The sequence below is a fragment of the Paracoccus beibuensis genome, assembly GCF_026162625.1.
Lineage (GTDB): Bacteria > Pseudomonadota > Alphaproteobacteria > Rhodobacterales > Rhodobacteraceae > Paracoccus > Paracoccus beibuensis.
In genome coordinates, this window is record NZ_JAOTBD010000010.1 from 1 (window position 1) to 24887 (window position 24887).

Below are 24887 nucleotides of genomic sequence, written 5' to 3' on the forward strand. Positions count from 1 at the left end.
CACCGAGGGGGCTCGCGCGCATGTGCTGGTCAGCAAATACGCGGACCACCTGCCATTGTATCGCCAGAGCCAGATCCTTGCCCGTGCCGGGGTCGAGCTGCATCGCAGCACGCTGGCCGATGGGGTTAGCACCGCCGCCTTCCACCTCGGCCCCGTGGTTGATCGGCTGGCCGAAGACCTGAAGGCGTCGACCAAGCTGTTCATGGAGTTCGCAGGGGACCGTGGCCCCAGTGGAGCCGCGTAAGCCCCGGAGAACACGACTGCTCCTGTGCTGGACCGGCAAGGGGCGCACAAGGACCGGTTACCTATGGCTCTGGCGCGCGATGACCGCTCATGGGGCGGGGCAGACCCGCCCGGCGTCGCCTTCATCTATGCGCCCGACCGCGCGGGCGAATGAATGGATCTGTCGGCGTAGCAGCGCTCGAATACACTTGTGGTGAGACATTCTTTTGCGAACAAGCGTCATAGGTTCAATCACCTTCATCGCGCACGTCTGCGCCGCTTCCAGGCCTTGAACCTCTTTCGCAACTGACGGACCTTACCGACCTTCGGAATCAGGTTCTCGCGCAATCCGGGATCGGGCGGCAACTGTAGTGCCGTGGCAAATTCTTCGTCGAAACCAGCCAGTGATGCGACGGCCCTGTCCCGCACGAGATGCGCATCGGCACGTCCGGCATTCGAAAGGCAGCGGTCCAGCGCCGCCCGCAGATCCTCGTCACTTGCTTCCTCCGGATCGAAGACCTCGTTCCAGCCCAGCTTGTGTGCCTGACGCATCACCTTGTCGCCACCGGCAACCGGATCGACGGCGATCGTCGGTATGCCGTTCTTCAACGCCAGCACCATGCCATGCAGCCGCGTGGTCAGCATCGCATCAAGCCGTCCGCAAATGGATTCGAACTGCGCTGCGTTCGACAGGCCGAAGCGGTTCATGGAGGCTGGCACGGAGGTGTCCATTTCGATGAACGCAACCCCCGAGCTTTCGATCAGGCGGCGCAGCTTTCGCTCAGCCAGGTCGCCCCTGTGGCGGTCCCCATACTCGCGCTGAAAGCCGGTCAGGCACAGACCGATGACGGGAACGCGGGACGGCGCTTCGCGGAAACTCAGGTCCGCGCGCACGGTCCTGTCACTGTCCCGCTCAAGCAGGATCTCGAACGGGTTGAAGGTCGCAAGCGGCTCGACCATCGTCAGGTTCACCCCGATATGCACGCAGTGCTGGAAGCGACCGAAGATGCTCTCGTGCTGGACGGCCATCGCGGGGGTAAACGGGCCGCAGATGACGAACAGGTGCGAATAGTGCGCAGGCTCCGGGGTAAACCTGTCCAGCCAGGTGCTGTCGATCGACAGGCGGGCATCAGTATAGGGGGCAACGTCATAGGCCATTCCCACTGCCTGCAGTTGGCGTTCCGTCTGCCGCAGCACCTCCACGTCGCCGACGGTCGAGAAATGTCCGACGAGAAGCGCGCGCCGTGTGGTGCTGGTCATCGGGCTTTGGTGCTTTGGCATGTCAGGCGAACTCCCGAGGTGATCTGATCGTGCAGGACGGTGACGGGGCATCCAAGAAAGGGATCAGAGAGGCTTCAGATGCGGATGCTGCCGCACGAACCGATGCAAGGCGCGCCGATAGATCAGCGTTGCCCGACCGCGCGACGACCAGACATCCCACCGTCGGTCTCGCCACGGCTTTTTCGGTCCGTGATAGTGCAGGATGACCGGGCTGTCGGGCTTCTCTCCTTCGGTGGGCAATCTGGATCGGGTCAGCAGCCCCCTGTGCCGACGGATGCGGGCCCAGGACGCGTTCCACGCCGGATCAAGCTGCATCACGTGAGTCCCGAACAGGGCATTCAGATGATCCTGGTCGCCGTGCGTGCAGGCCGAGGCCGCCGTGACGTCCTCCATTCGTGCCATGAGGGCGGGATCCGCCCGGAGCGCATCGCAATTGAGCAGGAGAATGCCCGCGTTGAAATAGTCCTCGACGCGCGCCGGGCCCATGAACTGCCGAATTTCGGCCAGCCGCGCATCTCGCTCTGCCGTCGTTTTTTCAGGTTCGGACAGCCATTGGGTGATGTGATAGTCGCGCACCACCCCTGCATAGGTGTCGCCCAGATCGACCTGGAACAGTTTGCCGACATCGCCGGTGACCAGCGTGTCGCCATCGATGTAGAGAACATATCCGTCGATCCGCCGGGGGATGAACAGACGCCCCATCGTGGCCGCAGAAATATAGGTCGTCGGTCCGTGCGCGCCTTCCAGATATCCGCTGCCGATATCCTTGCAGAACAAGGTAACCCCTGGATGTCCGGCCGCGACCGCCTCGACATCCGCCCAGTCTTCAGGCTTGAGGCCATCGCCCCAGATGTGCAGTTCGGCGGACCCCCGCAGGTGCTGCAGCAGGCTCCAGGCGGACAAAAGCGTCGGTTTCAGGAAGTCGCGGTCCGTGACGTAGGCGATCTTGACCGTGCATGGCATGGCGGGCAAACGGCGCTCCTTTCCGTTCATTCGAAAGATGACGTGTTGGCGGCAGCCACCACGGCGAGCGGCTTCACAGCGCGTTCCAGATTTATGTGCGAACGGCGGACAGACCCAAGCAGCCAACGCACTATCGGGATCTCGCTGCAGACCTGGAGGAGCCACCGGTCCCGGCATTTGAAAGTCGAAATCATACGCGGCCCGATGCCTTGCACCGCAGAGACGGTCCGATCATCAATCACAGTTAATCAGAGAATCATCCAGCGAATAAGCGGCCGGACGAGCCACCTCCGAATTGCACCTCGTGCTTGCATCAGTCATAGAAGAAAAAAGTCCCCAAGATCAACCAGGCTCTGCGGCACACTGGGGACGGCATCATCCTGCCAGCCGTGGAAATCTGCCTGTCGGTGGTTCAAATCCGTCTCGGGGCACCCGTTCCACAAGAATTCTTCCGAGACGATGTCCGCCGCCGGGATCTTGTGCACCTGGTGCGATGCCATGGCACAGGCGGGCGGCTTTCCGCCTGGTTCGGCCGCATCGACCCCCTCTTGGGTTCGCAATGACAACTGGAGGCATCCCCAGCGGGTGATCTTGGACTGACCGCCGCTCGCCCAGTTCGGCACGCTCACCGCTGCCGCTCGGCGACGCCGTGGTGGTGCACTGCAGCATCCAACCTACGATCCGGCACGCTACGAGGTGCAGCCGCTCGTGCCAGACTCCGCCCCTGGGAAAAGCATGCTGCTGGAGGTCTCCTGCCTCTGGTGCAGGATGAACTGAATGTCCGGCAACGCGGCGCCACGGCAGCGTGGTTCGCTGCTGAAGCAGTTCGTCACGCACGCTGCGTGACAATCCGTCAGGTCGCAGGTTCGTCGTCCCCGTCGGACTTCGCTGATCCGAGATCATCCTCCTATGCTGTTTTGCGGCCTCCTCACGCGTGCGGCGCGCCCGGAGTGATCGCGTGATTCCAGCCCCTCGGATCTCGGGATTTTTCCTGCTCGACTGCCTCGCCCAGGTGCCACGCGCCACCTTGATGGCCAGCGCGAACGGGACGCCCGAGCGATCATCGTTGAGTTCTCAAAGTAACGGTTAACGGCTGGCCCGAAAGCACGGCCTGCATTACAGCTCCTGTCCGCAACGCACTCGCCGCTAATGCCGCGAGGCCGGCTTGCAGCCAAGCACATCGATTCTGTAGCGTTCATGTTCGACACTGCCGAACGTGCACGTCAGTGCCTGTTGCAGTGCTGCGATGGCGTCGTTGCCGTCGAGGCTTTCGCCGGTGTCGCCCAGCCAGTTCACGCAGACGAGGCGAGAGGTTCGAGCCTGCAGCCAGGCTGCGAGACGCCCGATGTCCGGGAGGGTGAGGAAATAGAGGACCTCTGACAAGACGACGAGGTCGAAGTGCCCGTCAGGAAGGTCGTCCGGTACGCAGGCTTCCAGGACCGTCACGTGCGGATGGGTTGCAACGGCCTGTCGTGCAAGGGCAACGGCCGCGGGGATGCAGTCCAGCCCCGTCAGGGACCGGCAGCGGGGCGCCAACCGCGCAAGAAGCGTTCCGTTGCCGCAGCCGATCTCCAGCGCATCGTGGAATGGTCCATGACCTATGGCATCCAGCGTGGCGTCGTATTTCGCCTGTTCATAAGGGCTGGTCCGGTGATCCCAGGGGTCGTCGGACTGCGAATAGAGCGATGAAAGATGGCGGAGGGTGTCTTCACGGGGCAAGGAACACCTCCGGCTCTTGCAGGAAAAGGCGCTGGTGGTCGGGCTCCATCGTGAAGCCGTCGGGGTCGTCGTGGATCAGGCGCGTCATCTGACTTTCATGGCAGCGCAGTGCGGCAGGCTTTGCGGGGTGGATCGAGGTCAGCCGCCAGCCCTGCCGGGGAAACGGCAGCGCCGGGCGCAGCCGGCCCCAGATCGGATAGGCGAGGTGACGCACGTCCGGACGCTGCCGGGCCAGGCGGCTGGCCAGTGTGGCACAGGATTGGTGATCGACATGCGGATCGCCCGCCCAAGTAGACAGGAACAGCGCCCCCTGCCGCACATGCCGCGCGAGGGCGGCCAGCGCCGGACCGTCTGTCGGCGCCTCGCAGTCGGCAAAGCCGAGATGGTGGACCTCGATCGGGCCGAGCAGTGCCGCTGCGCGTTCAAGCTCTTGCCGGCGCTGCGCGATCAGCCGCGCGGGCGGCCAAAGGCGCGAGTTCGGATGCGACCGCCGGCCGTCGGTGACGCAGATGACGCTGCAGGCGATGCCGATCGCCGACGCCTCGGCCAGAAGCGAACCGCAGCCGAGCGTCTCGTCGTCGGGATGCGGCGCCAGCACAGCCAGCGCCGTCCGTCCGTCCAGCAGGTCGGTCGCGGATACCGGCGTGAAAGCGCCGGACGGTTCGAACCGCATCACGCCCACCGCCCCGAGGCAACCATCCGCTCCATGACGCCCTGTGACAGGCCGTCGGGGTTTGCCTGCCGCAGGTAGAACGACAGGTCGCGGCGGATGCGTTCCGCCGGGTGCGTCCGCAGGAATGACGCTGCACCAAGCGCATCGTCCAGCGCGGCCAGCAGGGACTTGGCCTCGTCGGCCACGACCAGCCGCGCCAGGATGGCGGTGTCGGCGGCAGATGGCGGGGCGCCGGGCGTTTCGGTGGCGATGGCGGCGCGTTCCAGCCACAAGCGCGAGGTTTCGCACGCCGTCAGCATCCGGCGCAGCCGAAGCGACTGCAGCGGCGACGCAACTTGTTCGCGCGCCTGCAATTGCCGGGCCGCGATCCAGGTCAGCGTCTCCATCGCGCCCATCTGCACGGCCGCATAGCGCCAGACCCCACCCTGAAAGTAGGGCTCGACCAGATAGTCGCCCGGCCCGCCCAGGGGAACGGCCTGCGCCGGGTCCAGTCCGCCAACATCGCATCGGCCCGAGGCGGTCGCGGACATTCCGGTGACCGACCATTCATCGGGAAACAGCCTGCCCCCCAGTTGGTCCCGCGTGAACAGCAAAAGCTGCGGCCGGTCGCCGACGCGGACCGAGATGATGGCCCGGTCCACAACATCCGCCCCGCTGGCAAAGAGCTTCGTGCCCCGCAGCCTGTCGCCCTCCAGCCGGGCGCCATCGGAACCGTCAGCGCCCCAGATGCCAAACAAGGCACCGGCGTGGACGTCCTGGAGCAGCCGCGTCCTGTCCGGCCCCGCATAAAGGCGCACAAGCTTCACGGCATTCACGTGCCCCTCGAACAGGCGACCGGCGGAGAGGCTGATCCCCCCGACGGCCGACAGCGCCTGGAGCAGGTCAAGCGGATCGTCGGGCAGGTGTGCAAGATCGTGGCAGGCAGCCAGCAGGCCGCTGTTACGCAGCGCTGCAACAAGGGTCGCGCCCGTCGGCCCGTCGGGACCATCGGCCGGCGCCGCCTGCAGCAGCTGAACCGCGCGCCCGATCTCAGGCCGCATCGCTTCTTCCGGCCAACGATTGCGGCCGCACGACATCGCTGACGAAGGCGCGAAGCCGCGGCAACGCAGCCTCGAGGTCCGAGGCGCGGAGTCGCGGCCCGCGTGCGACGGAGCGATCGGGCCAGAGCACATCCTGCCCCGACCGTGCCAGGTCCCACAGCGCCACGATATCGGCCAGAGGCAGCATCGCCTGATCGGCCAGCGGGTCGGACGACAGCAGCCGCGCCTTCAGGCAGTCCGCCATGCCCCCATCCGCCCGCCCGTCCAGGCGGGCAGAAACGTACGTCTGCATCGCATTCGAATAGCGCACGCGCAGACCGTGCGCCTCGGCCGTGTGGACCAAAGCGCGGTCCTCGCTGCAGGTCACTGCCGGAAGACCGCCCAGGGCGTCATATGTCCGGGTCCACATTGCCAGTGCCGCGCCGGATTCGACATAGTGGGGCGGGGCGCCGGCAGCCTGTCGCCCGGTCACGCGGTCGACCGCGAACCTGACGTGGTGCAGCGCATCGGCATAGGAATGCTCGACCCGGGTGATCCGGCGGGACAAGGGCGAAGTTTGCAGCCTGGTCCTGACATCGACTGCGCCGCACACGAGGTCGGCGCAGCCGAGTTGGGCAAGCGCGGCTTGGAACCAGTCCGCGGTGACGATGGCATCCGCATCCGTCGTCATCAGGACGCCCCCGGGTGAAAGCTCGGCTGCGATTTCCATTGCCAGGCGCCGCGCGCTTCCGGCATTCGACAGAAGAGCGGGCATCGCGACTTCGTGGAGGTGGACCAGAAGCGAAAGCTCATCGGCGATCTCGCGCACCCTGTCTGTTGTGGCATCCGTCGTGTTGTTGACGATGATCACCACCGCGACCGGCATCCCGACGCGCCTTGCGGCGATCTCGAGGCTGGTGAGGGCCGACTGAATGCGGCTCTGTTCGTCCTTCACCGGAAGGGCAACAGCTATCTTGGAGGGAAAGGGCGTCTGGCAGATCGGCATGGACATCTATCGCGATGGATGTCGGGTCCAACGCAGCTTGCGTTGCCGGGTTCCCCGCCGGCCAGGCCGGTGATCACGGGGCCGTGGCGGCACAAGGGGTTCGCGGAACGTCCGGAAGTGCCACCACGTCACGGCAATCGGCAAGACGCGTCCAAGCCGGGGCCTCGGAAGCTGAGGCACCAGGCATGCCGGGTGGGGGCGGGGGGCATCTTGAATACGAAGCGGCTCATCTTGCGTCGTTTCCGATGCGCGTCTACCGCCAGGACAGTTCCCGGGCATCATTGGTCACGCGGATTGGACTTACGGCTTAACAAGCCGCCATCGTTTCGCTAGAACGCGTGCCAAGCCAGCAAAGAGGCATTCGCCATCGCCAGCCCTATCCTGCACGCGATGGAGTTGAAGCGATGAAGATTTCCCACCTGGCGGCCCTGCTGCTTGGTTCTGCCATGGTCCCGGCGCTTGCCACTGCGCAGCCGGTCAGGCTTGACCCGATAACGTTGACCACCGACGGCACCGGCCCTGCCGAAATCGCCGTCAGCGAAGAGCAGCTTGAGGATGCCCGCACCGGCACGCTGGAAGACGTGTTCCGCGCCGAGCCGAGCGTCACCGTCGGTGGCGGTATCGCCATCACCGAGCGTGTGTTCGTCAACGGCATCGACGAACAGCAGCTGGCGGTCAGCGTGGATGGCGCGGCACAGAACAACCGGATGTTCCACCATACCGGGACGAACATCATCGACCCGCTGCTGCTGAAAGCAGCGCGCGTCGATCCCGGCGTGGCTCCGGCGGATGCCGGCTTCGGCGCGCTGGCGGGCAGCATTGCGTACGAGACGAAATCGGCGCTGGACCTGCTTGAACCGGGCGACGACTTCGGCGGACAGGCGACAACCGGCTATGCCACGAACGGGGACACGGCCACCGGGGCGCTGGCGGTCTATGGTCGGCAGGGCCCGGTCGATGCGCTGGCCTATGCCAAGCGCGCGACCGGAGACGCCTACGAGGACGGCGACGGAGATGCCGTGCCCTATACCGGCGCCGACATGAACAGCTATGCCCTCAAGCTGGGCGCGCAGATGGGCGACTGGCGGGCGGAACTGGGCGCGCTGTCGTTCAAGGACGACGCGCTGCGGCCCTATCGCGCGAACCTGGGCGGCGTCATCGGCGGCCCTCCGACGCCCGAAACGCGGCGCTACCGCATCGACCAGAACAGCCAGACGCTGATCCTGCGGCGCATTGCGGCCGATGGGCTGCTGGACCCCGAACTGCGGATCGCGAAGACCGAAAGCAAGGTCGACACCTTCGACCTTGCGACGGCCGAAACGCCGGACCCCGACTTCAACACCGGCGTGGCCGATACCGTCAGCATCGTGGCGCAGAACCGCTTCCGGCTGGAGGGCGTGGAACTGACCGCCGGTGTGGACAATGCGCGCAGCCGCGGCCTCTACGACGGCGTGTTCCGTGGCATCCCCTCCACGTTCCGAGAGGATCGCACCAACACCGGCGTCTTCGTTCAGGCGCGGGGCAGCAGGGGGCCGGTCGATTTCAGCACGGGCCTGCGCTATGACTGGAACCGCTTCACGGGTGCCGGCGGGCAGGAACTGGACACCGACGGCGCCAGCTTCAATGCGGCGGCGACGTGGCACGCGACGGATGCGTTGGCGCTGAACGCCGGTTATTCGACCGTCTTCGGCGGCACGCAGCTGGCGGGCGTCTACGAGTTCACCGATTCCTATCAGCTACCGGACGCTTATGACGCGCTGGACCCCACGCGGGCCCGAAACATCGTGATGGGCGCTGAATGGACGGCCGGCGGCACGACCTTGGGCGCCGAACTGTTCCGCAGTTCGATCGACAATGTCCGCAAGGTCGTGGCAAGTGCGATCGTCGACCGCGATCTGGAAAGCGAAGGCTTCCGCCTGTCGGCCCGCCAGGACTGGACGGGCGGGTTCGCCGCCCTGCGCTATAGCGACGCCGACGTGACCCTGGATGGCGAAAGCGCGTCGAGCTTCGATCTGCGCGAATTGGGGACCGTCCCAGGGGCCATGCTGACGCTGGAGGCCCGTCACGAGGTCATGGCGGGACTGACCCTCGGCGGCGTCGTGCAGCACGCCATCGAGGAGGAGACCGAAGCGTCGGATACCGACAGCGACTGGCCCAGCTATACGGTCGTGGACGTCTTCGCCGAATACCAACCCGCCGCCTATCGGAACGTGACCCTGCGGGCCGAGGTGAACAACCTCTTCGACCGTGCCTATGTCGACCGTGCAAGCTATGGCGGCGACTTTACCGAGGTCGTGGGCCAGCAGGAGCCGGGCCGCAGCATCGCGCTGACTGCGGTGATGCGCTTCTGAAACGCGACCGGCCCAGAACGATCCGGGCCGGTCCCCTTCCCTCAGGCCGCCTGCAGTGCCAGCGCGCGGATCTGCGCCAGGTCGGCGCGCATCGTGCCGGCAGGCCGCGGCCCGAACCATTCCAGCGACCCGTCCGCCTGCGGGGGAAGCGCGCCCAGGATGCGGGCATAATCCAGCACGCCGCCGAACAGCGGACACATCCCGTCCCGTCCGCCCTTCGGATCGTGGACGTTCTGCGGCTCGAAGACAGACAGGCGATCGCGCCCGGTCACGTTCTTCAGGTGGAAGTGCAGCACATCGGGCGCCAAGCGGGTGAACGCGGCCAACGGATCGGCGCCACCCTCCCACACGTGGAGGACGTCGAAATTGATGCCGACGGCTGCATGGTCCAGCGCGGCCAGCAAGCCCTCGGTCGCCGGGACGCTGTCGGCCAGGGTGCCGGGATGCATTTCGACGGCGACCCGTAGGCCGTGATCGGCCGCCATGTCGGCCACCCGGCGCAGATCGTCCAGGATGGCGCGATGCTGCGCCGCATCGGCTTCGCGCGACCCGATGCCCCCGGCGAACAGCCGCAGGCGCGGGGCCGCCCAGGCCGCTGTCAGTTCGACCAGCGCCCGCGCCTCGGCAGGATCGAAGTCGGGCATGCCAAGGGGCAGATAGCCCGCCAGCATCGGCACGCGCGGGCGCTGGTCCAGCACCTGCCAGTGGCGCAGCAGGGCGCGGGCGTGGGGGGACCAGATCTCCAACCCGTCGAAGCCTTCGCGATCGACATAGCGGGCAAGGTCCGCGGCGGTGACGTCGAGATGCCGGAACGCGACCGAGCAGGCATTGATCCTCATGCCCGTGCCCCTGACCAGCGCACGAACCATTGCGCCAGGGTCGCCTTGATCCCACGTTCCAGCGCGGCCAGGTCGTCCAGATCCGCCAGCGCCGCCGCCAGATCCCCCGGCATGCCGGTGCGGGAGAATGACACCGCGCGCCGATGCACGCCGTTCAGGCCGCCATGCAGGGCGGCGATCCGGTCGCAGCATTCCTCGAAGGCGTCATGGTCGGCGCCCTCGATGTCGCCAAAGATGGCCAGCGCATGCTCGTAGGCGTATTTGCGGATCGCGATGACCGGCAGTTCCCGCAGCGCCGGTTCCAGGTCGGGGCGCGGCAGGCTGGTGGCATGCGCCTGCAGGATGCGGCGCATCGCGTCGATCAGCGGCACCGCCTGCGCGTCGAAGGTCGCGTCATGCATCGCGCGGATGTCGGCGTCCCGGGCCGGGTGGATGCCGGCGGTGTCAAAGGCGAAGCCGCCTGCGACGGTGTCCCGCAGGAATGCGGCGCGCAGGTCGCTGGCGGGCAGCGGACCCTCCCACCGGAAGTCGGGGTCGCGCATCAGCCAGGTGCCGGGATCGGCCGTGGGTTCGATCAGCGCGTAATGCGGGAAGGGGTCCTGCGCGAACTTGTTGTCACGCTGCGGCAGCAGGAACATGTCGATCATCGGCATGACGTATCGGCCGGGCCGCCAGTCGGCCAGAAGCGCGTGGAGGCGATCCAGGTTCGCGCCTTTTGACGCCGCGCCGTCGTACCAGGACCGGACGCGCAGCCCGAACAGGCGCTCGGCCCAGTGGCGGTAGAAGTCGTGGTCGATCCCTTTGGCGTGATAGGACAGCCGCATCCGGCCGTCGATCACGACCTGCCCGTCCCAGAGGCCCAGATACATCGGCCGGTGATCGATGCCGCCATTGTCCTTCAGCGCCTGGCAGATGCAGCTGACGACGCAGTGGACCTTGATGTCGACGGGCTCGTCATCCGCCGGCGTGACGCCTGCAAGGGCCTCGGCCAGCGCCTGGACGGTCATGCCGGGCGCGCGGTCGAAGGTGTCCTCGGCCATTGGGATGCCTGCCTCGTCCAGGTGCAGCATCAGCGTCATCAGCGCGACGGAATCAAGGCCGAGGTCATGCCCCAGCCGGGCCTGCGGACCGAAGTCGTCCATCCGCTGGCAGGCCATCGGACCCGAGAGGATGTCGCGGATGCAGGACACCGCGGCATCCGGCGTCAGGATCGGACGGGGGTCGGTCATTGGGCGGCCTCCAGCAGGATATCGGCAAGGGTGCGGCGCGCGATCTTGCCGTTCGCGCCGCGCGGCAGGCATTGCATCTGGAAGAGGCGCACGGGCCGCTGCCGGGGCGACAGGCGGGCCGCCAGGTGGGTGTCCAGGTCTGCCTCGGACACCGGACCGGCATAGGCCAGCGCCGGACGCTGATTGGCCGAGGCGTCGGGAATCGCGAATGCCACGGCGTCCGTGACGCCCGGAAGGGCCAGAGCGGCGGCCTCGATCTGGGCGGGATAGACGTTGATGCCGGCGACGTCGATCACCTCGGCCGCGCGACCTGCGAAGATCAGGTGACCCCGCGCATCGATCGTTCCAAGATCGCCGGTGTCGATGGTCGCCCCCGCATCCTCCACCCTGACCGGGGCCGGCGCATCGCGGCCTGCGGCCAGCCGGAGATGCGGCAAGGGCGCGCCCATGTCCTCGGGGATCTGCGGATCGACGGCGATGGCCAGGCACCCCGCCTCGGAGCAGCCGTATTGCTGGAACATGTGGCGCGCGCTGTGCCGGATCGCATCGAACCACGGTTGCGGCAGCACCGTCCCCGAGGACATGACCGCATGCAGTCCCTGGCCCCCCGACAGGCGCGCCAGCACGTGCAGCAGCGGCGGCGCGGCATAGACCAGCGGCTTCGCGATCCCCTCCAGCTGGCGCAGGATCGCGCGCGGGTTGGCGCTGTCCAGCACGACCGGCACGTGGCCGCGCGCCAGCCCGACCAGGACCCCCGCGATCAGGCCATAGGAATGGGTGATCGGGGCGGCGATCACCGGCGTCATCTCGGCCGCGTGGGGGAAGGCGCGCCGATAGGCATCGACCTCGGTCTGGATCGAGGCCCAGGACCGCGCGATGATCCGCGGGGCGCCCGTTGTCCCCGAACTGGTCTGGACCAGCACCCCGCCCGGTGCCAGCGGCGCGTCCTGCCTCAGAGGCGTCACGCCGCCGTCATGGACCAGCAGGTTGCAGCCCGCCCGACGCGCCAGGTCGCGCGCCTGGTCCGGCGGCGTCTCGGGGTGGATCGGATGGCAGGACGCGCCACGATCCCGCAGCCGCAGGATCAGCGCCAGGCAGGCGGCCTTGTCCGACAGGTGCAGCGCCACGCGGGTCCGCTCGGGATCGCCCGGCAGGTCGGGCAGGGCAAGATCGGCGGGATCGACCAGGCGGTCGTTCAGGCGGAAGATCTGTGGCATGGGGCGGGCCTTCAAAGGGTTCGGGACGGGATGGGTGGCCGTTGCGCCAAGAAGGCGCGCGGCAAGGCTTTCGGCGGGATATTCCGGCGCGTCGGTCGCAAAGCCCGGTGCCGGAGGAAAGGCGGCGCGCGCCAATGTCCAGAAGTCGCGCTCTGGCAGCAGGTGATGGCGGTGCAGCAGGTCGGCCAGATCGGCCAGCACATGCGTCACGAGGCAGTCCATCACCAGGTCGCGCAGGTCCATGGCCCCCGCCATCCGGTGATAGGTTCCGAACGGCGCGGTTTCTATGTCGGGCAGGATTGCGGCCAGGTCCGGCGCCAGGTCCGGGCGGGCCAGGCAATGCGGCACGTATTCCAGGCTTTCGCTGAAATCGCGCGCCACCAGCGACATCGGCCAGCCGCCGTCGTGCCGCAGCAGCAGGTTCTGGCCGTGGGCCTCGATGGCGATGCCGTGACGGGTCATCAGGTGCCATACCGGGTGCAGCACCTGCAGCAGGCGAGCGGTCCAGGCGCGGGTGCCATGGCGGCGAAGCCAGGGCGAAATCAGCGGCTGCCCGTCGGGATCGCCTAGCGTCAGGGCCGACAGCGGCACCGCATCCGGGGGGCGACGCGGTCCGCCGGATGGCGGCAAGACGGCCCCCCAGAAGGTCGGGCGCAACGATGGCGGATCCGTGCTCGGCCAGGATCTCCAGCCCCTGCAGCGTCGGGTCTGACGCCGTCACCCGGCCCAGCCAGGCCGAGAATGACCAAGCCGCCACGATCCGTCCGCCAAGGATTTTCCCGGAAGATCAGCTCCAGCCCCGACTCGGACCGGCCGGGCAGGCGCAGGGTCATCCAGTGGGGGTCGCCCACCAGCCGCATCGGGCCGAAGCGGGCCTCGACGCCCGCCAGGCGCGCCAACATGGCCGCACCGGCCAGCAGCTCGTGGTGCTTGTTCACGCGCCGGGAATTGGTGATCGTGACCGGCAGCGACGCCTTGACCTGCCAGGGGCTGTCCTGCCGCCAGAGCGTGCGCACCGACGAGGTCGCCCACCAGCCCGGACCGACCGGCCCGAGGTCGCGGATCGCGCCCCGGGTCAGCAGCGCGGCGATGGCCGGATCGCGCCGCGCGCGGTCCCAGGTCAGCGGGTGCGCCGGCAGAAGGCACCGGCCCGGCCCCGGATCAAGATCGAAGCCCGGAAGATCGCGCGCAATGTCGGGCGCGGTCGCCTCGATCAGGTCGGCCCGTACCGACAGCGCGGTCAGGCGCAGCGCGCCGCGCCAGTCGGGGGTCATCTTGCGTTCCTCGGGCACCGTCATGCCCGAAAGCGCCTTGGGACAGGGGTGCATCCAGTGCCCGAAGATCATCGCCTGCTCGGCCGCAAGAAAGCTGGGGGGCAGGGCGGGACGTTCCAGGCGGTCGGACACCATCGTCGCGATGCGGTGCCTGCTGGCGCGGACGCGTCGCGCAAGGTCGCGCCCGCGGGGGCCATGCTCATGCTCCATCCGGTCCAGCATCAGCGACAGTGCCTCGGCGACCGGGATCGCGTCCGAGCGATCAGGGCGGTGGCGCAGGATGCCGCGAATGGTGCCCAGGCCGGTCGCCATCGGTGGTGCCACGATCTCGATCCAACCATCTGCGACCGGGGCGATTGCGCTTCCTCCGTAGAGTTCGCGGCTGGTGCAGACGAACAGCGCCCGGAGGCTGGCCAGGTCGGCAATGTCTTGCGGATCACGCGGATGCGCGATGCAGTCGGTTTGGGGCAGGGACATCAGCGCCTCGGACCAAGGACTGCAGGTGCAGCCGGGTTGACGAACTGGGCTAGCGGGCGCTGGCTTTGGGAGGGATGCTATTCCTGACTAATAATGTCAATAATATGTTTCAACTGCAGGTCGTGTCGGCAGCTTGCTGCCGAAGCAGATCGAAGCTTGGAACGACCCGGACCACCCTGATCTCAGGAAGGTCCGGGTGCATCCGGATCACCCGGCGTTTGGGTTGCCTGCCCTCAGCCGCGCGATCTGCCGCCCACTGCTGTCGAAGTTGCCGGCCGAAAGCCACGCCTCATAGGCTGGTCGCAGGCGCAGCCAATCCCGGTCTGTCATCGCGAACCAGGCCGTGTCGCGGTTGGCTCCCTTGACGATCATGTGCTGCCGGAAGACCCCCTCGGGGCGGAAGCCGAAACGCAGCGCGGCCCGTTTCGAGGGCGCGTTCAGGTTGTTGCACTTCCACTCGAAGCGGCGATAGCCAAGGCCGAAGACGTGGTCGGCGAACAGGAACAGGGCTTCGGTCGCCTTGCGCGTGCGCTGCAGCGCCGGTCCCCACATGATGCTGCCGATCTCGGCGACGCCGTGGGTGCGGTCAATCCGCATCAGCGCCTGACGACCTTCGGCCCGGCCCGTGTCCTTGTCGACCACCGCGAAGAACAACGGATCATCCGAGGCCGCGGCCTGAAAGACCCACTGGTCGAAACCCGCGGGAGAGGCCGGCGGCGACTCGAACAGCCAACGGAAGCGGTCCTCGGCGCCGGGCGCCGTGGCGGCATCGAAAAGCGTGCCTGCATGCGCCGCCTGCAGCGGCTCCAGCCGAACATAACGGCCGTCCATGGGCGCGCGCGTGGGTCCGGGGCGCGGCGTCCAGGTGGTTGGATCGATCATCATGTCCCCCTCTCTCGTTCGAACCGGCGGTCCCCTTGGTGCGATACAGCTTCTGCTGATCGAGCTGTTCAGCCGCAGCTTCCGGGGCATCGAAGTCAGCATCAACCTGTCCGGCTCGGACGTCCAGATCCTGCAGATGTCGCCGTCAGCCCTAAGGCGCCCGAGGGTCTTGGGCCGGCGCGCATGAAGTCGGTCAGATGCGTCCATATTTCACGATGATTGCGGTCACGGTCACGTTGGACAAGCCCAACCTTCATGATGCGTGTCATCCGCCCGACTTGGAGGTAGCTCCGAATGTGGTTGAGCCTCGTCTTCCGACGTCCGGTTTCGCGCGACCGATCTTCCCGGACCAGTGGCAGAGAAGAAGTCGCCCTCGCAGATCATGTCGCAGCGCATGGCCCGGATAGGAAGCGTTCCGCGACCGCTGTGTCCAGCATGCCGGTCGCCACCGGTCGCGGACCTCTCGCGCCACGGCTTGTCCGGTGACGAGGGCATCGGCCTGATGTGGCACAGCTTCGGAGATGTTCTGCATCAGCTTCCATGCAGCATTGCCGTCTGTCGCCCCCAACAGCTGGCTTGCGGCAAAAGACTCTCGCGGTTTTCGCGGACGAAGACGCGCGATTCGCCTTCGGCGGTTTGAACTGCGGCGAGGTCGGCTGAAGGCAGGTGGGGTGGTGCGCGAAATTCGGCGTCGGCTGCTTTCCACGTCAGGCCGTGGCGCTTGCCGGGCGTCGATGGAGCGAAAAATTCCGCCCTCGACGTCATCACGCGATGCGACCGTTGCACGCGGGGCGGCTGACGGCAAGTGAAGTCCAAAAGCCACTTGATGAAGATTGATACGTCATTCCACTCCTTGAAGGATCGCGCCACCTCGCCGTGATATCGAACGCCTGGATTGAAAAACCTTGCGCGTGACAGCTATTCGGGCGGGGGCGCTAGGGCTGGATCATTGCCCCCTGCCATTCCGCCAGCAGTCCCGCGCGGCGCAGGCGGTCGTGATAGACCAGAAGCCCTGCGTCCAGCCGGATCGGCCGAAGATGCGGCGACGGTTCGGGCCCGGTGCCCGGTACCAGGGCCACGCCTGCGCTGGCGGCGAACTGCCGCTGCGCCGCGTCCGACAGCAGATGCGACAGCAGCAGCGTCCCGCCCTGCGGATTCGGGGCAGTGACCGGGACCAGCGCAGATCGCAGGATCGCGAAGGTGTAGTCTTCGAAGGCCAGTTGCACCAGGTCCGGATCGTCAGGCCGAAACCGCGCGGCATAGCTGGCCACGACGTTGTAGGCGACGGCGATCCGGCCCGCGCGCAGTTCCTCGATCATGGTGCCCGAACAGCAGAAGAGCCGCGCTTCCAGGCGGCCCATCACCTCGGCCAGCCGCCAGAACCCGTCCGACACCTGGTCGTCCTGCGCGACCAGGAAATAGCCGACGCCGGAAACCTGCGGGTCGTAACTGGCGACCCGACCGCGGAACCGATCGGGATTCTCTCGCAGAAGGGCGATCAGGTCGCGGCGTGTCTGCGGCAAGGGCAGGTCCCCCAGCGCCTGGCGCGAGGCCAGCGTCACCACCGGTTCCAGCGCGATGCCCCACAGCATGTCGCGCCAGCGGGCCCAGGACGGCAGCATGTCGGCCTCGGGAGAGGCCGCCAGCGCCAAGCCGTCATTGGCCAGCTTCATCTGCAGGTCCATGGCCGAGCTGATCACAAGGTCGAACCGTCCGCCCTCGTCCCGGATCGCGGCATAGATCTCGGTCGAGGAGGCCTGCAGGTAGCGCACCCTGCGGTCGGGATGTTCGCTGGCGAAATCCTGCATGACCGGCGCGATTGCGTCGATGTCGGTCGTGGACAGGACAGCGATCTCGGCACCGCCGGGTGGGCCGAAGAACTGCTCTGCCTCGATCTCCAGCGCGTTGGCCGGGGCGGTTGCGATGATCAGGCCAAGGGTAAGTGCAGCAAGGCGCATGTTCCCCCCGTGGGTCTGTTGAACAGCTTGAAGCGGCCGCGATGGGCCGAGGCGACTTCGGTGACGATGGTCAGCCCCAGGCCCGAGCCGCCGGTGTCGCCGACATTGCCGCCGCGCCGGAACCGGCCTGCCAGCGCAACCGGGTCGTCCGTCAAGCCGCGCCCGTCGTCAAGGACCGCCAGCACGACTTCGTCGCCGCTGCGGGTCAGCTCGATCTCGATCAGGCCGTCTGGTGCTGCGTATTTGACCGCGTTGTCGAGGATGTTGCGCAGCGCGATTTCCAGCATCCGCTCATCGCCTTCAATTGGGCAGGGGATGTCGGTGCCGCTCTCGACCATGCGGATGTCGCGCATGTCGGCCAGCGGGCGGACGGCGCGGATCACGGCCCGCGCCAGCGCGGCAAGGTCCAGCGACGCGGCAGCGAACTGGTCGGTGCGATAGAGGACCATCGCGTGGTCGAGGATCTGGTTGGCCGAGCGGCTGCTTTCGCCAATGGCCCGCACCATGCGGCGCAACCGGGTTCGGGTGGCGGGGTCGGTGGTTTCCGACAGCGCCAGTTCAGCCTCGGTCCGGACCAGCGACAGGGGTGTGCGGATGCGGTGCGCAGCCTCGAAGATGAAGGTCTCGGCCAGTTCCAGCGACGCGCGCAGCCGGGCGATCAGCCCGTTCAGGGCGCGCAGCAGCGGCGCAAGCTCCTTGGGCGTGTGGTGTCGGACGGGGCGCAGGTCGCGCGGTCCGCGACGCCCGACCACGTCGGCAAGGCTGCGGATCGGCGACAGCACCGCCTGCGCGGCCAGCAGCGCGACCGGCAGTGTCAGCACCAGGAAGGCCAGCGCCGCCCAAGCCGCGCTGCGGGCCGTGTCGCGCGCGATGGCGGCCTGGCCAAGCCGGGTCTGACCCAAGCTGACGACCACCTCTTCGGACCGGTTGTCGACCAGCATCTGCCGCGTGACGGCGGCCAGCCGCAGGTCGGCGCCGCGATAGTCGGCGTTCCAGAAGACCGGCTGCAGGCCGTCGGGCTGACGGGCGGGCTGCGGCAGGTCCTCGTAGCCGGTCAGCATTCGGCCGCCGACCGTAAGGACATAAAAGATCCGCTCTTCCCCCATGGCGCCCAGCATCGAGAAGGTGGCGTAGGGCAGGTCCAGCTCCAGCCCTTCGTCGACGCTGCGGATGCCCTCGGCAATGGCGGTGACGGCAGCGCCCAGAACGGCGTCCTGCGAAGCGCGCGATGCGCGGTCGGCGATCCAACCCACCGTCACGAACAGGCCCACCACCAGCAGTGCCGCCAGCACCAGGAACTGCCACACCAGCCGCCGGCGCAACGACACGGTCCGCGACGGGTCCAGCAGCCGCGCCAGCGCGCTCATTCCGGGATCAGCCGATAGCCGACGCCGCGGAGCGTCTCCAGCCGCGCGCCAGAGCCATCCAGCTTGCGGCGCAGGCGGCCGACATAGACCTCGATGGCGTTGTCGCTGACCTCCTCGTCAAAGGAAAACAGCCGGTCGATCAGGTGCGCCTTCGAATAGGCCTGACCGGGCCGCGACAGCAGGATCTCCAGCAGGCGCAGTTCCCGGGCGCGCAACTCGCGGGTCTCGTCGCCCACGGAGAGGGTGGCTGCCAGCGAATCGAAGACGAAGCCGGCGAAGTGGCGGCGGCTGTCGATGGCGCCGTCTCGGCGGCGCAGGACGGCCCGGCAGCGGGCCTGCAATTCGGCAAAGTCGAAGGGCTTGGTGATATAATCATCGGCACCCTGGTCCAGCGTGCTGACGCGGTCGCTGACCGATGCGCTGGCGGTCATCATGATGACCGGCGTGTCCCGCCGCGCCGCCCTTTCGCGGACCAGGAAGTCGCGGCCGTCGCCGTCAGGCAGGGAAATGTCCAGCAGGATCAGGTCGTAAGGCGCAGTTTCCAGAAAATGCCGCGCATCGGCCAGCGTTGGTGCATGGTCCACGCCATGACCCTCCATCGCCAGCCGCGAGGCGACGGCCCGGGCCAGCCCCTCGCTGTCCTCGACCAGGAGAAAACGCATCCGCTCAACTTTTCAGCATCTGTGACAGGTTGGTGTCAGCTTTTCATCAAAGCTTGTGAGCCGCAAGCCCGCCGCCTTTCGTGCGGGCCATGTCTGGGAGGACAGCATGAAACAATGGACCCGTGCGGCCGCTGCCGCGCTGTTGATGACCGTCGCCGTTCCCGCCACCGCTGCCGAGTGTATCGCGCCGGCCAACCCGGGCGGCGGCTGGGACTTCACCTGCCGCCAGATCGGCCGGATCATGACCGAACTGGGGCTGGTGCCGAACATGGTGCAGGTCACGAACCTTGCCGGCGCCGGCGGCGGCGTCGCCTATACGCAGGTCGTCAGCAACCGCAGCGAGGACCCCGAGGTGTTCGTCGCGGCCTCGTCCTCGACAACCACACGGCTGGCGCAGAACGCCTTTGCGGGCGCGACGGCGGACGAGGTGCGGTGGGTCGGCTCGATCGGCGGCGATCCCGGCGTCATCGTCGTGGCGCAGGACAGCCCGTACCAGAACCTGACCGACCTGGTCGAGGCGGTGAAGGCCGATCCGTCCAGCGTGGCATTTGCCGGCGGATCTGCCGTGGGCGGCTTCGATCACCTGAAGGTGCTGCGGATGCTGGACGCCTCCGGGTTCGAGGACCTGCGCCAGGTCAAGTATATCGGCCTCGACGGCGGCGCGGACGCGATCACGCAGACGGTCGGCGGCTTTGCCCAGGCCATGACCGGAGATCTTTCCGAGATCACCGGCTTCATCAAGTCGGGCGACGTGCGCCCCATTGCCGTCCTGTCGGAAGAGCGTGCCGAAGGTTTCGAGGACGTGCCGACTGCCAAGGAACAGGGTATCGACACCGTGTCGATGAACTGGCGCGGCATCTATGTCCCCAAGGACATCAGCGACGAGCGTTACCAGGAATGGGTCGACATGCTGCAGCAGGTCGGCGAATCTGAGGAATGGCAGCAGGTCATGACCGAGAACGGGCTCGAACCCTATTCCGTCTTCGGCGAGGATTTCCAGACCTTCGTCAACGAAGACATCGCCGAGACGCAGGAAATCTCGCGCGAGATCGGCCTGATCCAATGATCAAGGGCGACCGCATCTTCGGCGCGTTCATGCTGGTGGTGGCGCTGGGGTATATCCTCAGCGCTCGCGGCATCGAGACGAGCTTCATGTCCGATCCGGTCGGCCCGCGGGTCTTCCCTTACATGGTCGCGGGCGTCGTGATCCTGTGTTCGCTGGTGATGATCCTGCGGCCGGACCCGGACGAGGAATGGCCCGCCGGCCCCATGCTGCTTCAGTTGGGCATCGCGCTGGTGGCGCTGGCCGCCTATGCCGAGGCGATCACGCCCCTGGGCTTCCTGATCCCCACCGCGGTCGTGTCCGGCATCCTCAGCTGGCAGATCGGCGGCAACCCCGGCCGGTCGGTCGTGGCGGGGCTGGGGCTGGCGGTCGGCCTGTTCGTCCTCTTCCGCGTGATCCTGGGACTGGGCCTGCGCGGCCTTCCCGCAGGCTGGGGGTTCTGAACCGATGGAAACGCTTTCCAACCTGGCGATGGGCTTTTCCACGGCCCTGACATTCTACACGCTGATCCTGGCGATCATCGGCTGCTTCGTCGGCACGATCATCGGCGCGCTGCCGGGTCTTGGGCCGTCGAACGGTGTGGCGCTGCTGATCCCGATCTCGTTCTCGATGGGGCTTGATGCAATCTCGGCGCTGGTCCTGCTGACCTCGGTCTATTACGGGGCCATGTACGGCGGCCGGATCAGTTCGATCCTGCTGAACATCCCCGGCGACGAGCCTGCGATGATGACCACGCTGGACGGTTATCCCATGGCGCGCCAGGGCAAGGCGGCCGAGGCGCTGGTCGTGTCTGGCGTCGCGTCCTTCGTGGGCGCGCTGCTGGCGACCATCGGCCTGATGATCTTTGCGCCCTACCTGGCGCGCGTGGCCTACCAGTTCGGCCCCGCGGAATACTTCGCGCTCTATATGCTGGCCTTCTGCACGCTTGGCGGGATCGGGTCGTCGAACCAGGCCAAGGCGGCGATGGCCGCGGCGATCGGCCTTGGCATCGCGATGATCGGCCTGGACAAGACCACCGGCATGCCGCGCTTCACCTTCGGTGAACTGCACCTGATGGACGGGGTCGACTTCCTGGTCGCCATCGTCGGCCTGTTCGCCGTGGCCGAGGTGTTCTTCTTCATCGAGAGCCACGGCAAGGACAGCGCCATCGGCGTCAAGCTAGGCAAGATCCTGGTGCCGTGGAAGATGCTGCGCCAAACCACCGGCGCGATGCTGCGCGGCACGGGCATCGGTTTCGTCGCTGGCGTTCTGCCGGGGGCAGGGGCCTCTCTGGGGTCGTTCCTGGCCTATATGGGCGAAAAATCCATCGCCAAGGACAAGTCGACCTTCGGCAAGGGCAACCCCAAGGGCGTCGCCGCCCCCGAGGCAGGCAACAACGCCGCCGCCGGTGGCGCGCTGGTGCCGATGCTGACGCTGGGCGTGCCGGGGTCGGGCACCACGGCCGTCCTTCTGGCGCTGCTGCTGACGCTGAACATCACGCCGGGCCCGCTTCTGTTCGCCGAGCGCCCCGAGGTCGTGTGGTCGCTGATCGCCTCGCTGCTGGTCGCCAACGTCGTCCTGCTGCTAATGAACGTGCCGATGGTCAAGATCTTCGTGAAGATCCTGTCCGTTCCGGCCTGGGTGCTGCTGCCCGGCGTCACGATGATCGCCTTCGTGGGCATCTATTCGCTGACCGGGTCCAGCTTCGACATGCTGATGATGGTGGGCTTCGGGGTCCTGGGATACGTGATGCGCAAGCTGAACATCCCCACCGTTCCCGTGATCCTGGGCATCCTTCTGGGCAACGCGATGGAGGACAACCTGCGCCGCGCCATGGTGCTGTCGAACGGCGACTTCTGGTACCTGCTGTCCTCGCCCATCGCGGTGGGGTTGTGGATCGCCGCGATCCTTGGTTTTGTCGCGCCGATCTTCCTGCGCCGGCTGCTGAAGAAACCGCCGGTGCCCACGCACGATCCCAGCTTGAACGAGGATTGAGATGACGACACGCGTTCTGGTGCCTTCGGGCGTCCTTGGGCTTGGCTTCGACCGCAAGGCGCTGGCGCGCGGCGTCGCGATGTCCCCCGACATCATCTGCATCGACGGAGGGTCCACGGACAGTGGACCCTTCAGCCTCGGTGCGGGACAGTCTAAATATTCCCGCGCCGCAACGAAATCCGAATGGCGCGCCCTGATGCAGGCGCGTGCCGAGGCGGGGGTTCCCCTGGTCATCGGCACCGCCGGGACCTGCGGGACCGACAGCACGGTCGACTGGATGTACGACGTCACGGTCGAACTGGCGCGCGAACTGGGGCAGGACCTTCGCATCGCACGGCTCTATTCCAGCCAGCCGGTGACGCGCGTGGCCGAGGCGCTGGCCTCCGGCCGCGTCACGCCGCTGCCGCCCGCGCCCGAGATCCGGCTGGACGACCTGACCAACATCGTGGCCCTGGCCGGGGCGGAACAGATCCAGGCCGCGCTGGCCACCGGCGCCGACATCGTGATTGCCGGTCGCACCACCGACACGGCCACCATCGCGGCTCTGCCCCTGTCGCGCGGCGACGCGGCGGGCGGCGTGTGGCACGGCGCCAAGATCGGGGAATGCGGGGCGCTGTGTTCCACGAACCCGACCTCGGGCGTGATCATGGTCGACTTCGACGACACCGGCTTCACGGTCGAGCCCTTGGCCGAGGGCGCGCGCTGCACGCCCCATTCGGTCAGCGCCCACATGCTCTATGAAAACTCGGACCCGTTCCGCCTGTATGAGCCGGGCGGCTACCTGGACGTGACGGGCGCGCGCTATACGGCGCTGGACGACCGCCGCGTGCGGGTCGAGGGGTCGGCCTGGGTGCCCGGTCCCTATACCGTCAAGCTGGAGGGGGCGCGCATCGCCGGCTATCAGACGACCATCCTGGCGATCCTGCGCAACGCGCACTACGCACGGAACGCTCAAGCCTGGGTGGATCGCCTGACCAGCTTCCTGCAGTCCGAGATCCTGACCCGGATGGAGCTTGCGCCAGAAGATTACGGGCTGGAATTCCGGCTGATCGGCGTGAACGGCGCGCTTGGCGTGCTGGAGACCCGAAGCGGCGACCCGGTCGAGGTCGGCGTGCTGGGCATCATCACCGCGAAAACCCAGGCCGAGGCCGCCGAGATCGGCAAGCTGATCAATCCCTTCGTCCTGCACTATCCGCTGACCGACGACGAGGAACTGCCGACCTTCGCCTTCCCCTATTCCCCCGCCACCACCGACCGCGGCGCGCTGTACGAATTCGCGCTGAACCACGTGATGGCGCTGGACGACCCGATGTCCGCCTTCCGCATCGAGACCACCCACATCCGCAGCGAGGTGCCCGCATGACCATTGGCGATCTTGTCCTGAAGGTACGGTCGAAGAACGCGGGGCCGTTCTGGGTAACCATCGACGTCTTCTGCGACCGTCCGGACGTGTTCCAACGGCTGTCGCAGGGGCTGGCGACGGAACGCGTGGCCGTGCTTTTCCAGGTCGCGCCGGACCAGCTGAAGCGCTTCGACATCGCGGATCTGCGGGTGATCAAGTTCAGCCTGCCGCGTCCGGTGGTGCAGGGCTCGGCCGCCGATCGTGACATGCACGGGGCGCAATACGCGGCATTGCTGGAAGAACTAACGATTGACTAAGGCACGGCTGACGACCTTCGGCACCGCCCTTGTCGGAGCGGTGATCTTCCTGTGGCTGGGCCTGCCATTGCCCTGGCTTCTGGGGCCGATGCTGGCCTGCCTGACCATCGCGCTCGGGGGCGCGCGCATGCAGGGGGCCGGGCAGTTCGGTGTCTTCATGCGCACCTTCCTTGGCGTCGCCGTGGGCGCGTCGATCACGCCCGGCGTGCTGGCGGGTCTGCCCGACATTGCCGCGTCGCTGGCCATCGTCCCGGTCTTCATCGGCGTCATCGCGTTGATCGGCTATCCGCTGTTCCGCCGCGTCTTCGGCTTCGACCACCCGACGGCCTGGTACGCGGCAATGCCCGGCGGCCTTCAGGACATGCTGGTCTTCGGAGAGGAAGCCGGCGGCGACATCCGCGCGCTGTCGCTGATCCACGCCACGCGCATCCTGGTCATCGTGACCGTGGCGCCGCTGATCATGACGCTTTACTGGCAGGTGGACCTGTCGCAGCCGCCCGGCGCGCCGCTGACCTCGATCGCCTGGTCGCAGATTGCGCTGATGGTCGCGGCGGGGTTCCTGGGCTGGAAGATCGGTGAACGCGTCGGTCTCTTCGGCGCCTCGATCCTCGGGCCGATGATCCTGACTGCCGCCTTGTCGTTGGCTGGCATCGTCCAGACGCGCCCCCCGGCCGAGATCATCCAGGCCGCGCAGTTCTTTATCGGCATCGCGGTTGGCGCGAAATATGCGGGCATCACCGCGCGAGAGCTGCGGATCGACGTGACGGCGGGCGTTGTCTATTCGGTGATCCTGGCGGTCATCAGCCTCATCTTCCTCGAGCTGATCTACATGCTTGGCCTCGCACCCGCGCTCGACGCCTTTCTGGCGTTTCTTCCGGGGGGCCAGGCCGAGATGGTCGTCATCGCCATCATCGCCGGAGCCGACCTGGCCTATGTCGTCAGCCACCACATCCTGCGGATCGTGATCGTGATTGTCCTGGCGCCTATCGTCTCGCGACTGATTGGGCGGTAGGGGATATCCAGGAAGCGAAACCGCACGCCCCCGGGCATGC

Annotated in this window: 22 protein-coding genes and 1 pseudogene; 8 read left to right on the forward strand and 15 right to left on the reverse strand. The window is 67.1% G+C overall.

The annotated features are described in order from the left end of the window. Positions 1–394: pseudogene (locus tag OC159_RS08680) on the forward strand (IS66 family transposase); the annotation flags it as partial. 86 nt (positions 395–480) lie between these two features. On the opposite strand, the gene OC159_RS08685 reads toward OC159_RS08680, so the two are convergent. From OC159_RS08685 to OC159_RS08715, 7 genes are all read right to left on the reverse strand, one after another. Further along, positions 481–1482: a polysaccharide pyruvyl transferase family protein gene (locus tag OC159_RS08685; protein WP_265500754.1), complete on the reverse strand. Its 1002-nt coding sequence runs from the start codon at positions 1480–1482 to the stop codon at positions 481–483. A gap of 84 nt (positions 1483–1566) precedes the next feature. Beyond that, positions 1567–2496 (reverse strand): glycosyltransferase family 8 protein, encoded by a 930-nt coding sequence (locus OC159_RS08690; RefSeq protein ID WP_265500755.1) that lies wholly within the window; start codon positions 2494–2496, stop codon positions 1567–1569. Between the two features lie 287 nt (positions 2497–2783). After that, positions 2784–3095 (reverse strand): hypothetical protein, encoded by a 312-nt coding sequence (locus OC159_RS08695; protein ID WP_265500756.1) that lies wholly within the window; start codon positions 3093–3095, stop codon positions 2784–2786. A 517-nt stretch (positions 3096–3612) separates the two neighbouring features. Then, positions 3613–4185, reverse strand: coding sequence for an SAM-dependent methyltransferase (locus OC159_RS08700; RefSeq protein WP_265500757.1), 573 nt, complete (start codon positions 4183–4185; stop codon positions 3613–3615). Continuing rightward, positions 4175–4858: a PIG-L deacetylase family protein gene (locus OC159_RS08705; protein ID WP_265500758.1), complete on the reverse strand. Its 684-nt coding sequence runs from the start codon at positions 4856–4858 to the stop codon at positions 4175–4177. Before OC159_RS08705 ends, OC159_RS08700 begins: the two co-directional genes overlap by 11 nt. Beyond that, positions 4858–5898 (reverse strand): acyl-CoA dehydrogenase family protein, encoded by a 1041-nt coding sequence (locus OC159_RS08710; RefSeq protein WP_265500759.1) that lies wholly within the window; start codon positions 5896–5898, stop codon positions 4858–4860. Before OC159_RS08710 ends, OC159_RS08705 begins: the two co-directional genes overlap by 1 nt. Beyond that, complete coding sequence (locus tag OC159_RS08715; protein ID WP_322626721.1) at positions 5888–6889, reverse strand: glycosyltransferase; 1002 nt, start codon at positions 6887–6889, stop codon at positions 5888–5890. The genes OC159_RS08710 and OC159_RS08715 overlap by 11 nt, the downstream gene beginning before the upstream one ends. A 398-nt stretch (positions 6890–7287) precedes the next feature. Here OC159_RS08715 and OC159_RS08720 point away from each other — a divergent pair, with 398 nt between their 5' ends. After that, on the forward strand, positions 7288–9234 hold the full coding sequence (locus OC159_RS08720) for a TonB-dependent receptor domain-containing protein (protein WP_265500760.1): 1947 nt from the start codon (positions 7288–7290) through the stop codon (positions 9232–9234). A gap of 41 nt (positions 9235–9275) precedes the next feature. Here the strand turns inward: OC159_RS08720 and OC159_RS08725 are convergent, their stop codons facing one another. The 8 genes from OC159_RS08725 to OC159_RS08760 form a co-directional block, all read right to left on the reverse strand. Next, entirely contained in the window at positions 9276–10073 is a 798-nt protein-coding gene (locus OC159_RS08725) for a sugar phosphate isomerase/epimerase family protein (protein WP_265500761.1), read from the reverse strand. Next, entirely contained in the window at positions 10070–11302 is a 1233-nt protein-coding gene (locus tag OC159_RS08730) for a DUF6005 family protein (protein WP_265500762.1), read from the reverse strand. Before OC159_RS08730 ends, OC159_RS08725 begins: the two co-directional genes overlap by 4 nt. Next, positions 11299–13110: an IucA/IucC family C-terminal-domain containing protein gene (locus OC159_RS08735; RefSeq protein ID WP_265500763.1), complete on the reverse strand. Its 1812-nt coding sequence runs from the start codon at positions 13108–13110 to the stop codon at positions 11299–11301. Before OC159_RS08735 ends, OC159_RS08730 begins: the two co-directional genes overlap by 4 nt. Beyond that, on the reverse strand, positions 13092–14270 hold the full coding sequence (locus OC159_RS08740) for an IucA/IucC family protein (RefSeq protein ID WP_265500764.1): 1179 nt from the start codon (positions 14268–14270) through the stop codon (positions 13092–13094). Before OC159_RS08740 ends, OC159_RS08735 begins: the two co-directional genes overlap by 19 nt. 207 nt (positions 14271–14477) lie before the next feature. Continuing rightward, complete coding sequence (locus OC159_RS08745) at positions 14478–15152, reverse strand: GNAT family N-acetyltransferase (RefSeq protein ID WP_265500765.1); 675 nt, start codon at positions 15150–15152, stop codon at positions 14478–14480. Positions 15153–16087: 935 nt separating this feature from the next. Further along, positions 16088–17110, reverse strand: coding sequence for an ABC transporter substrate-binding protein (locus OC159_RS08750; RefSeq protein WP_265500766.1), 1023 nt, complete (start codon positions 17108–17110; stop codon positions 16088–16090). Continuing rightward, on the reverse strand, positions 17080–18477 hold the full coding sequence (locus OC159_RS08755; protein ID WP_265500767.1) for a sensor histidine kinase: 1398 nt from the start codon (positions 18475–18477) through the stop codon (positions 17080–17082). The genes OC159_RS08750 and OC159_RS08755 overlap by 31 nt, the downstream gene beginning before the upstream one ends. Then, on the reverse strand, positions 18474–19139 hold the full coding sequence (locus tag OC159_RS08760) for a response regulator transcription factor (protein ID WP_265500768.1): 666 nt from the start codon (positions 19137–19139) through the stop codon (positions 18474–18476). The genes OC159_RS08755 and OC159_RS08760 overlap by 4 nt, the downstream gene beginning before the upstream one ends. A 106-nt stretch (positions 19140–19245) precedes the next feature. On the opposite strand from OC159_RS08760, the gene OC159_RS08765 reads away from it, so the two are divergent. From OC159_RS08765 to OC159_RS08790, 6 genes are read left to right on the forward strand one after another with little or no spacing between them, the layout of a single operon-like run. Then, on the forward strand, positions 19246–20205 hold the full coding sequence (locus OC159_RS08765; protein ID WP_265500769.1) for a Bug family tripartite tricarboxylate transporter substrate binding protein: 960 nt from the start codon (positions 19246–19248) through the stop codon (positions 20203–20205). Next, complete coding sequence (locus OC159_RS08770) at positions 20202–20645, forward strand: tripartite tricarboxylate transporter TctB family protein (RefSeq protein ID WP_265500770.1); 444 nt, start codon at positions 20202–20204, stop codon at positions 20643–20645. The genes OC159_RS08765 and OC159_RS08770 overlap by 4 nt, the downstream gene beginning before the upstream one ends. Positions 20646–20649: 4 nt before the next feature. Next, a complete protein-coding gene (locus tag OC159_RS08775) occupies positions 20650–22176 on the forward strand; it encodes a tripartite tricarboxylate transporter permease (protein ID WP_265500771.1) in 1527 nt (508 codons plus the stop codon). 1 nt (position 22177) lies between these two features. Beyond that, entirely contained in the window at positions 22178–23539 is a 1362-nt protein-coding gene (locus OC159_RS08780; protein ID WP_265500772.1) for an acyclic terpene utilization AtuA family protein, read from the forward strand. Then, positions 23536–23835: a DUF4387 family protein gene (locus OC159_RS08785; RefSeq protein ID WP_265500773.1), complete on the forward strand. Its 300-nt coding sequence runs from the start codon at positions 23536–23538 to the stop codon at positions 23833–23835. The genes OC159_RS08780 and OC159_RS08785 overlap by 4 nt, the downstream gene beginning before the upstream one ends. Continuing rightward, positions 23828–24847 carry an AbrB family transcriptional regulator gene (locus OC159_RS08790; protein ID WP_265500774.1) on the forward strand — a complete coding sequence of 340 codons (1020 nt, stop codon included), beginning with the start codon at positions 23828–23830 and terminating at the stop codon, positions 24845–24847. The genes OC159_RS08785 and OC159_RS08790 overlap by 8 nt, the downstream gene beginning before the upstream one ends. Positions 24848–24887 lie beyond the last annotated feature (40 nt).

What these genes read in the sequence shown, in the direction of transcription:
- OC159_RS08775 (WP_265500771.1), top strand. Translation starts at nt 20,650, where the DNA reads ATGGAAACGCTTTCCAACCTGGCGATGGGCTTTTCCACGGCCCTGACA.
- OC159_RS08750 (WP_265500766.1), bottom strand. Translation starts at nt 17,110, where the DNA reads ATGCGCCTTGCTGCACTTACCCTTGGCCTGATCATCGCAACCGCCCCG.
- OC159_RS08745 (WP_265500765.1), bottom strand. Translation starts at nt 15,152, where the DNA reads ATGATCGATCCAACCACCTGGACGCCGCGCCCCGGACCCACGCGCGCG.
- OC159_RS08740 (WP_265500764.1), bottom strand. Translation starts at nt 14,270, where the DNA reads ATGTCCCTGCCCCAAACCGACTGCATCGCGCATCCGCGTGATCCGCAA.
- OC159_RS08780 (WP_265500772.1), top strand. Translation starts at nt 22,178, where the DNA reads ATGACGACACGCGTTCTGGTGCCTTCGGGCGTCCTTGGGCTTGGCTTC.
- OC159_RS08765 (WP_265500769.1), top strand. Translation starts at nt 19,246, where the DNA reads ATGAAACAATGGACCCGTGCGGCCGCTGCCGCGCTGTTGATGACCGTC.
- OC159_RS08785 (WP_265500773.1), top strand. Translation starts at nt 23,536, where the DNA reads ATGACCATTGGCGATCTTGTCCTGAAGGTACGGTCGAAGAACGCGGGG.
- OC159_RS08755 (WP_265500767.1), bottom strand. Translation starts at nt 18,477, where the DNA reads ATGAGCGCGCTGGCGCGGCTGCTGGACCCGTCGCGGACCGTGTCGTTG.
- OC159_RS08705 (WP_265500758.1), bottom strand. Translation starts at nt 4,858, where the DNA reads ATGCGGTTCGAACCGTCCGGCGCTTTCACGCCGGTATCCGCGACCGAC.
- OC159_RS08710 (WP_265500759.1), bottom strand. Translation starts at nt 5,898, where the DNA reads ATGCGGCCTGAGATCGGGCGCGCGGTTCAGCTGCTGCAGGCGGCGCCG.
- OC159_RS08715 (WP_322626721.1), bottom strand. Translation starts at nt 6,889, where the DNA reads ATGTCCATGCCGATCTGCCAGACGCCCTTTCCCTCCAAGATAGCTGTT.
- OC159_RS08685 (WP_265500754.1), bottom strand. Translation starts at nt 1,482, where the DNA reads ATGACCAGCACCACACGGCGCGCGCTTCTCGTCGGACATTTCTCGACC.
- OC159_RS08720 (WP_265500760.1), top strand. Translation starts at nt 7,288, where the DNA reads ATGAAGATTTCCCACCTGGCGGCCCTGCTGCTTGGTTCTGCCATGGTC.
- OC159_RS08730 (WP_265500762.1), bottom strand. Translation starts at nt 11,302, where the DNA reads ATGACCGACCCCCGTCCGATCCTGACGCCGGATGCCGCGGTGTCCTGC.
- OC159_RS08760 (WP_265500768.1), bottom strand. Translation starts at nt 19,139, where the DNA reads ATGCGTTTTCTCCTGGTCGAGGACAGCGAGGGGCTGGCCCGGGCCGTC.
- OC159_RS08770 (WP_265500770.1), top strand. Translation starts at nt 20,202, where the DNA reads ATGATCAAGGGCGACCGCATCTTCGGCGCGTTCATGCTGGTGGTGGCG.
- OC159_RS08725 (WP_265500761.1), bottom strand. Translation starts at nt 10,073, where the DNA reads ATGAGGATCAATGCCTGCTCGGTCGCGTTCCGGCATCTCGACGTCACC.
- OC159_RS08690 (WP_265500755.1), bottom strand. Translation starts at nt 2,496, where the DNA reads ATGAACGGAAAGGAGCGCCGTTTGCCCGCCATGCCATGCACGGTCAAG.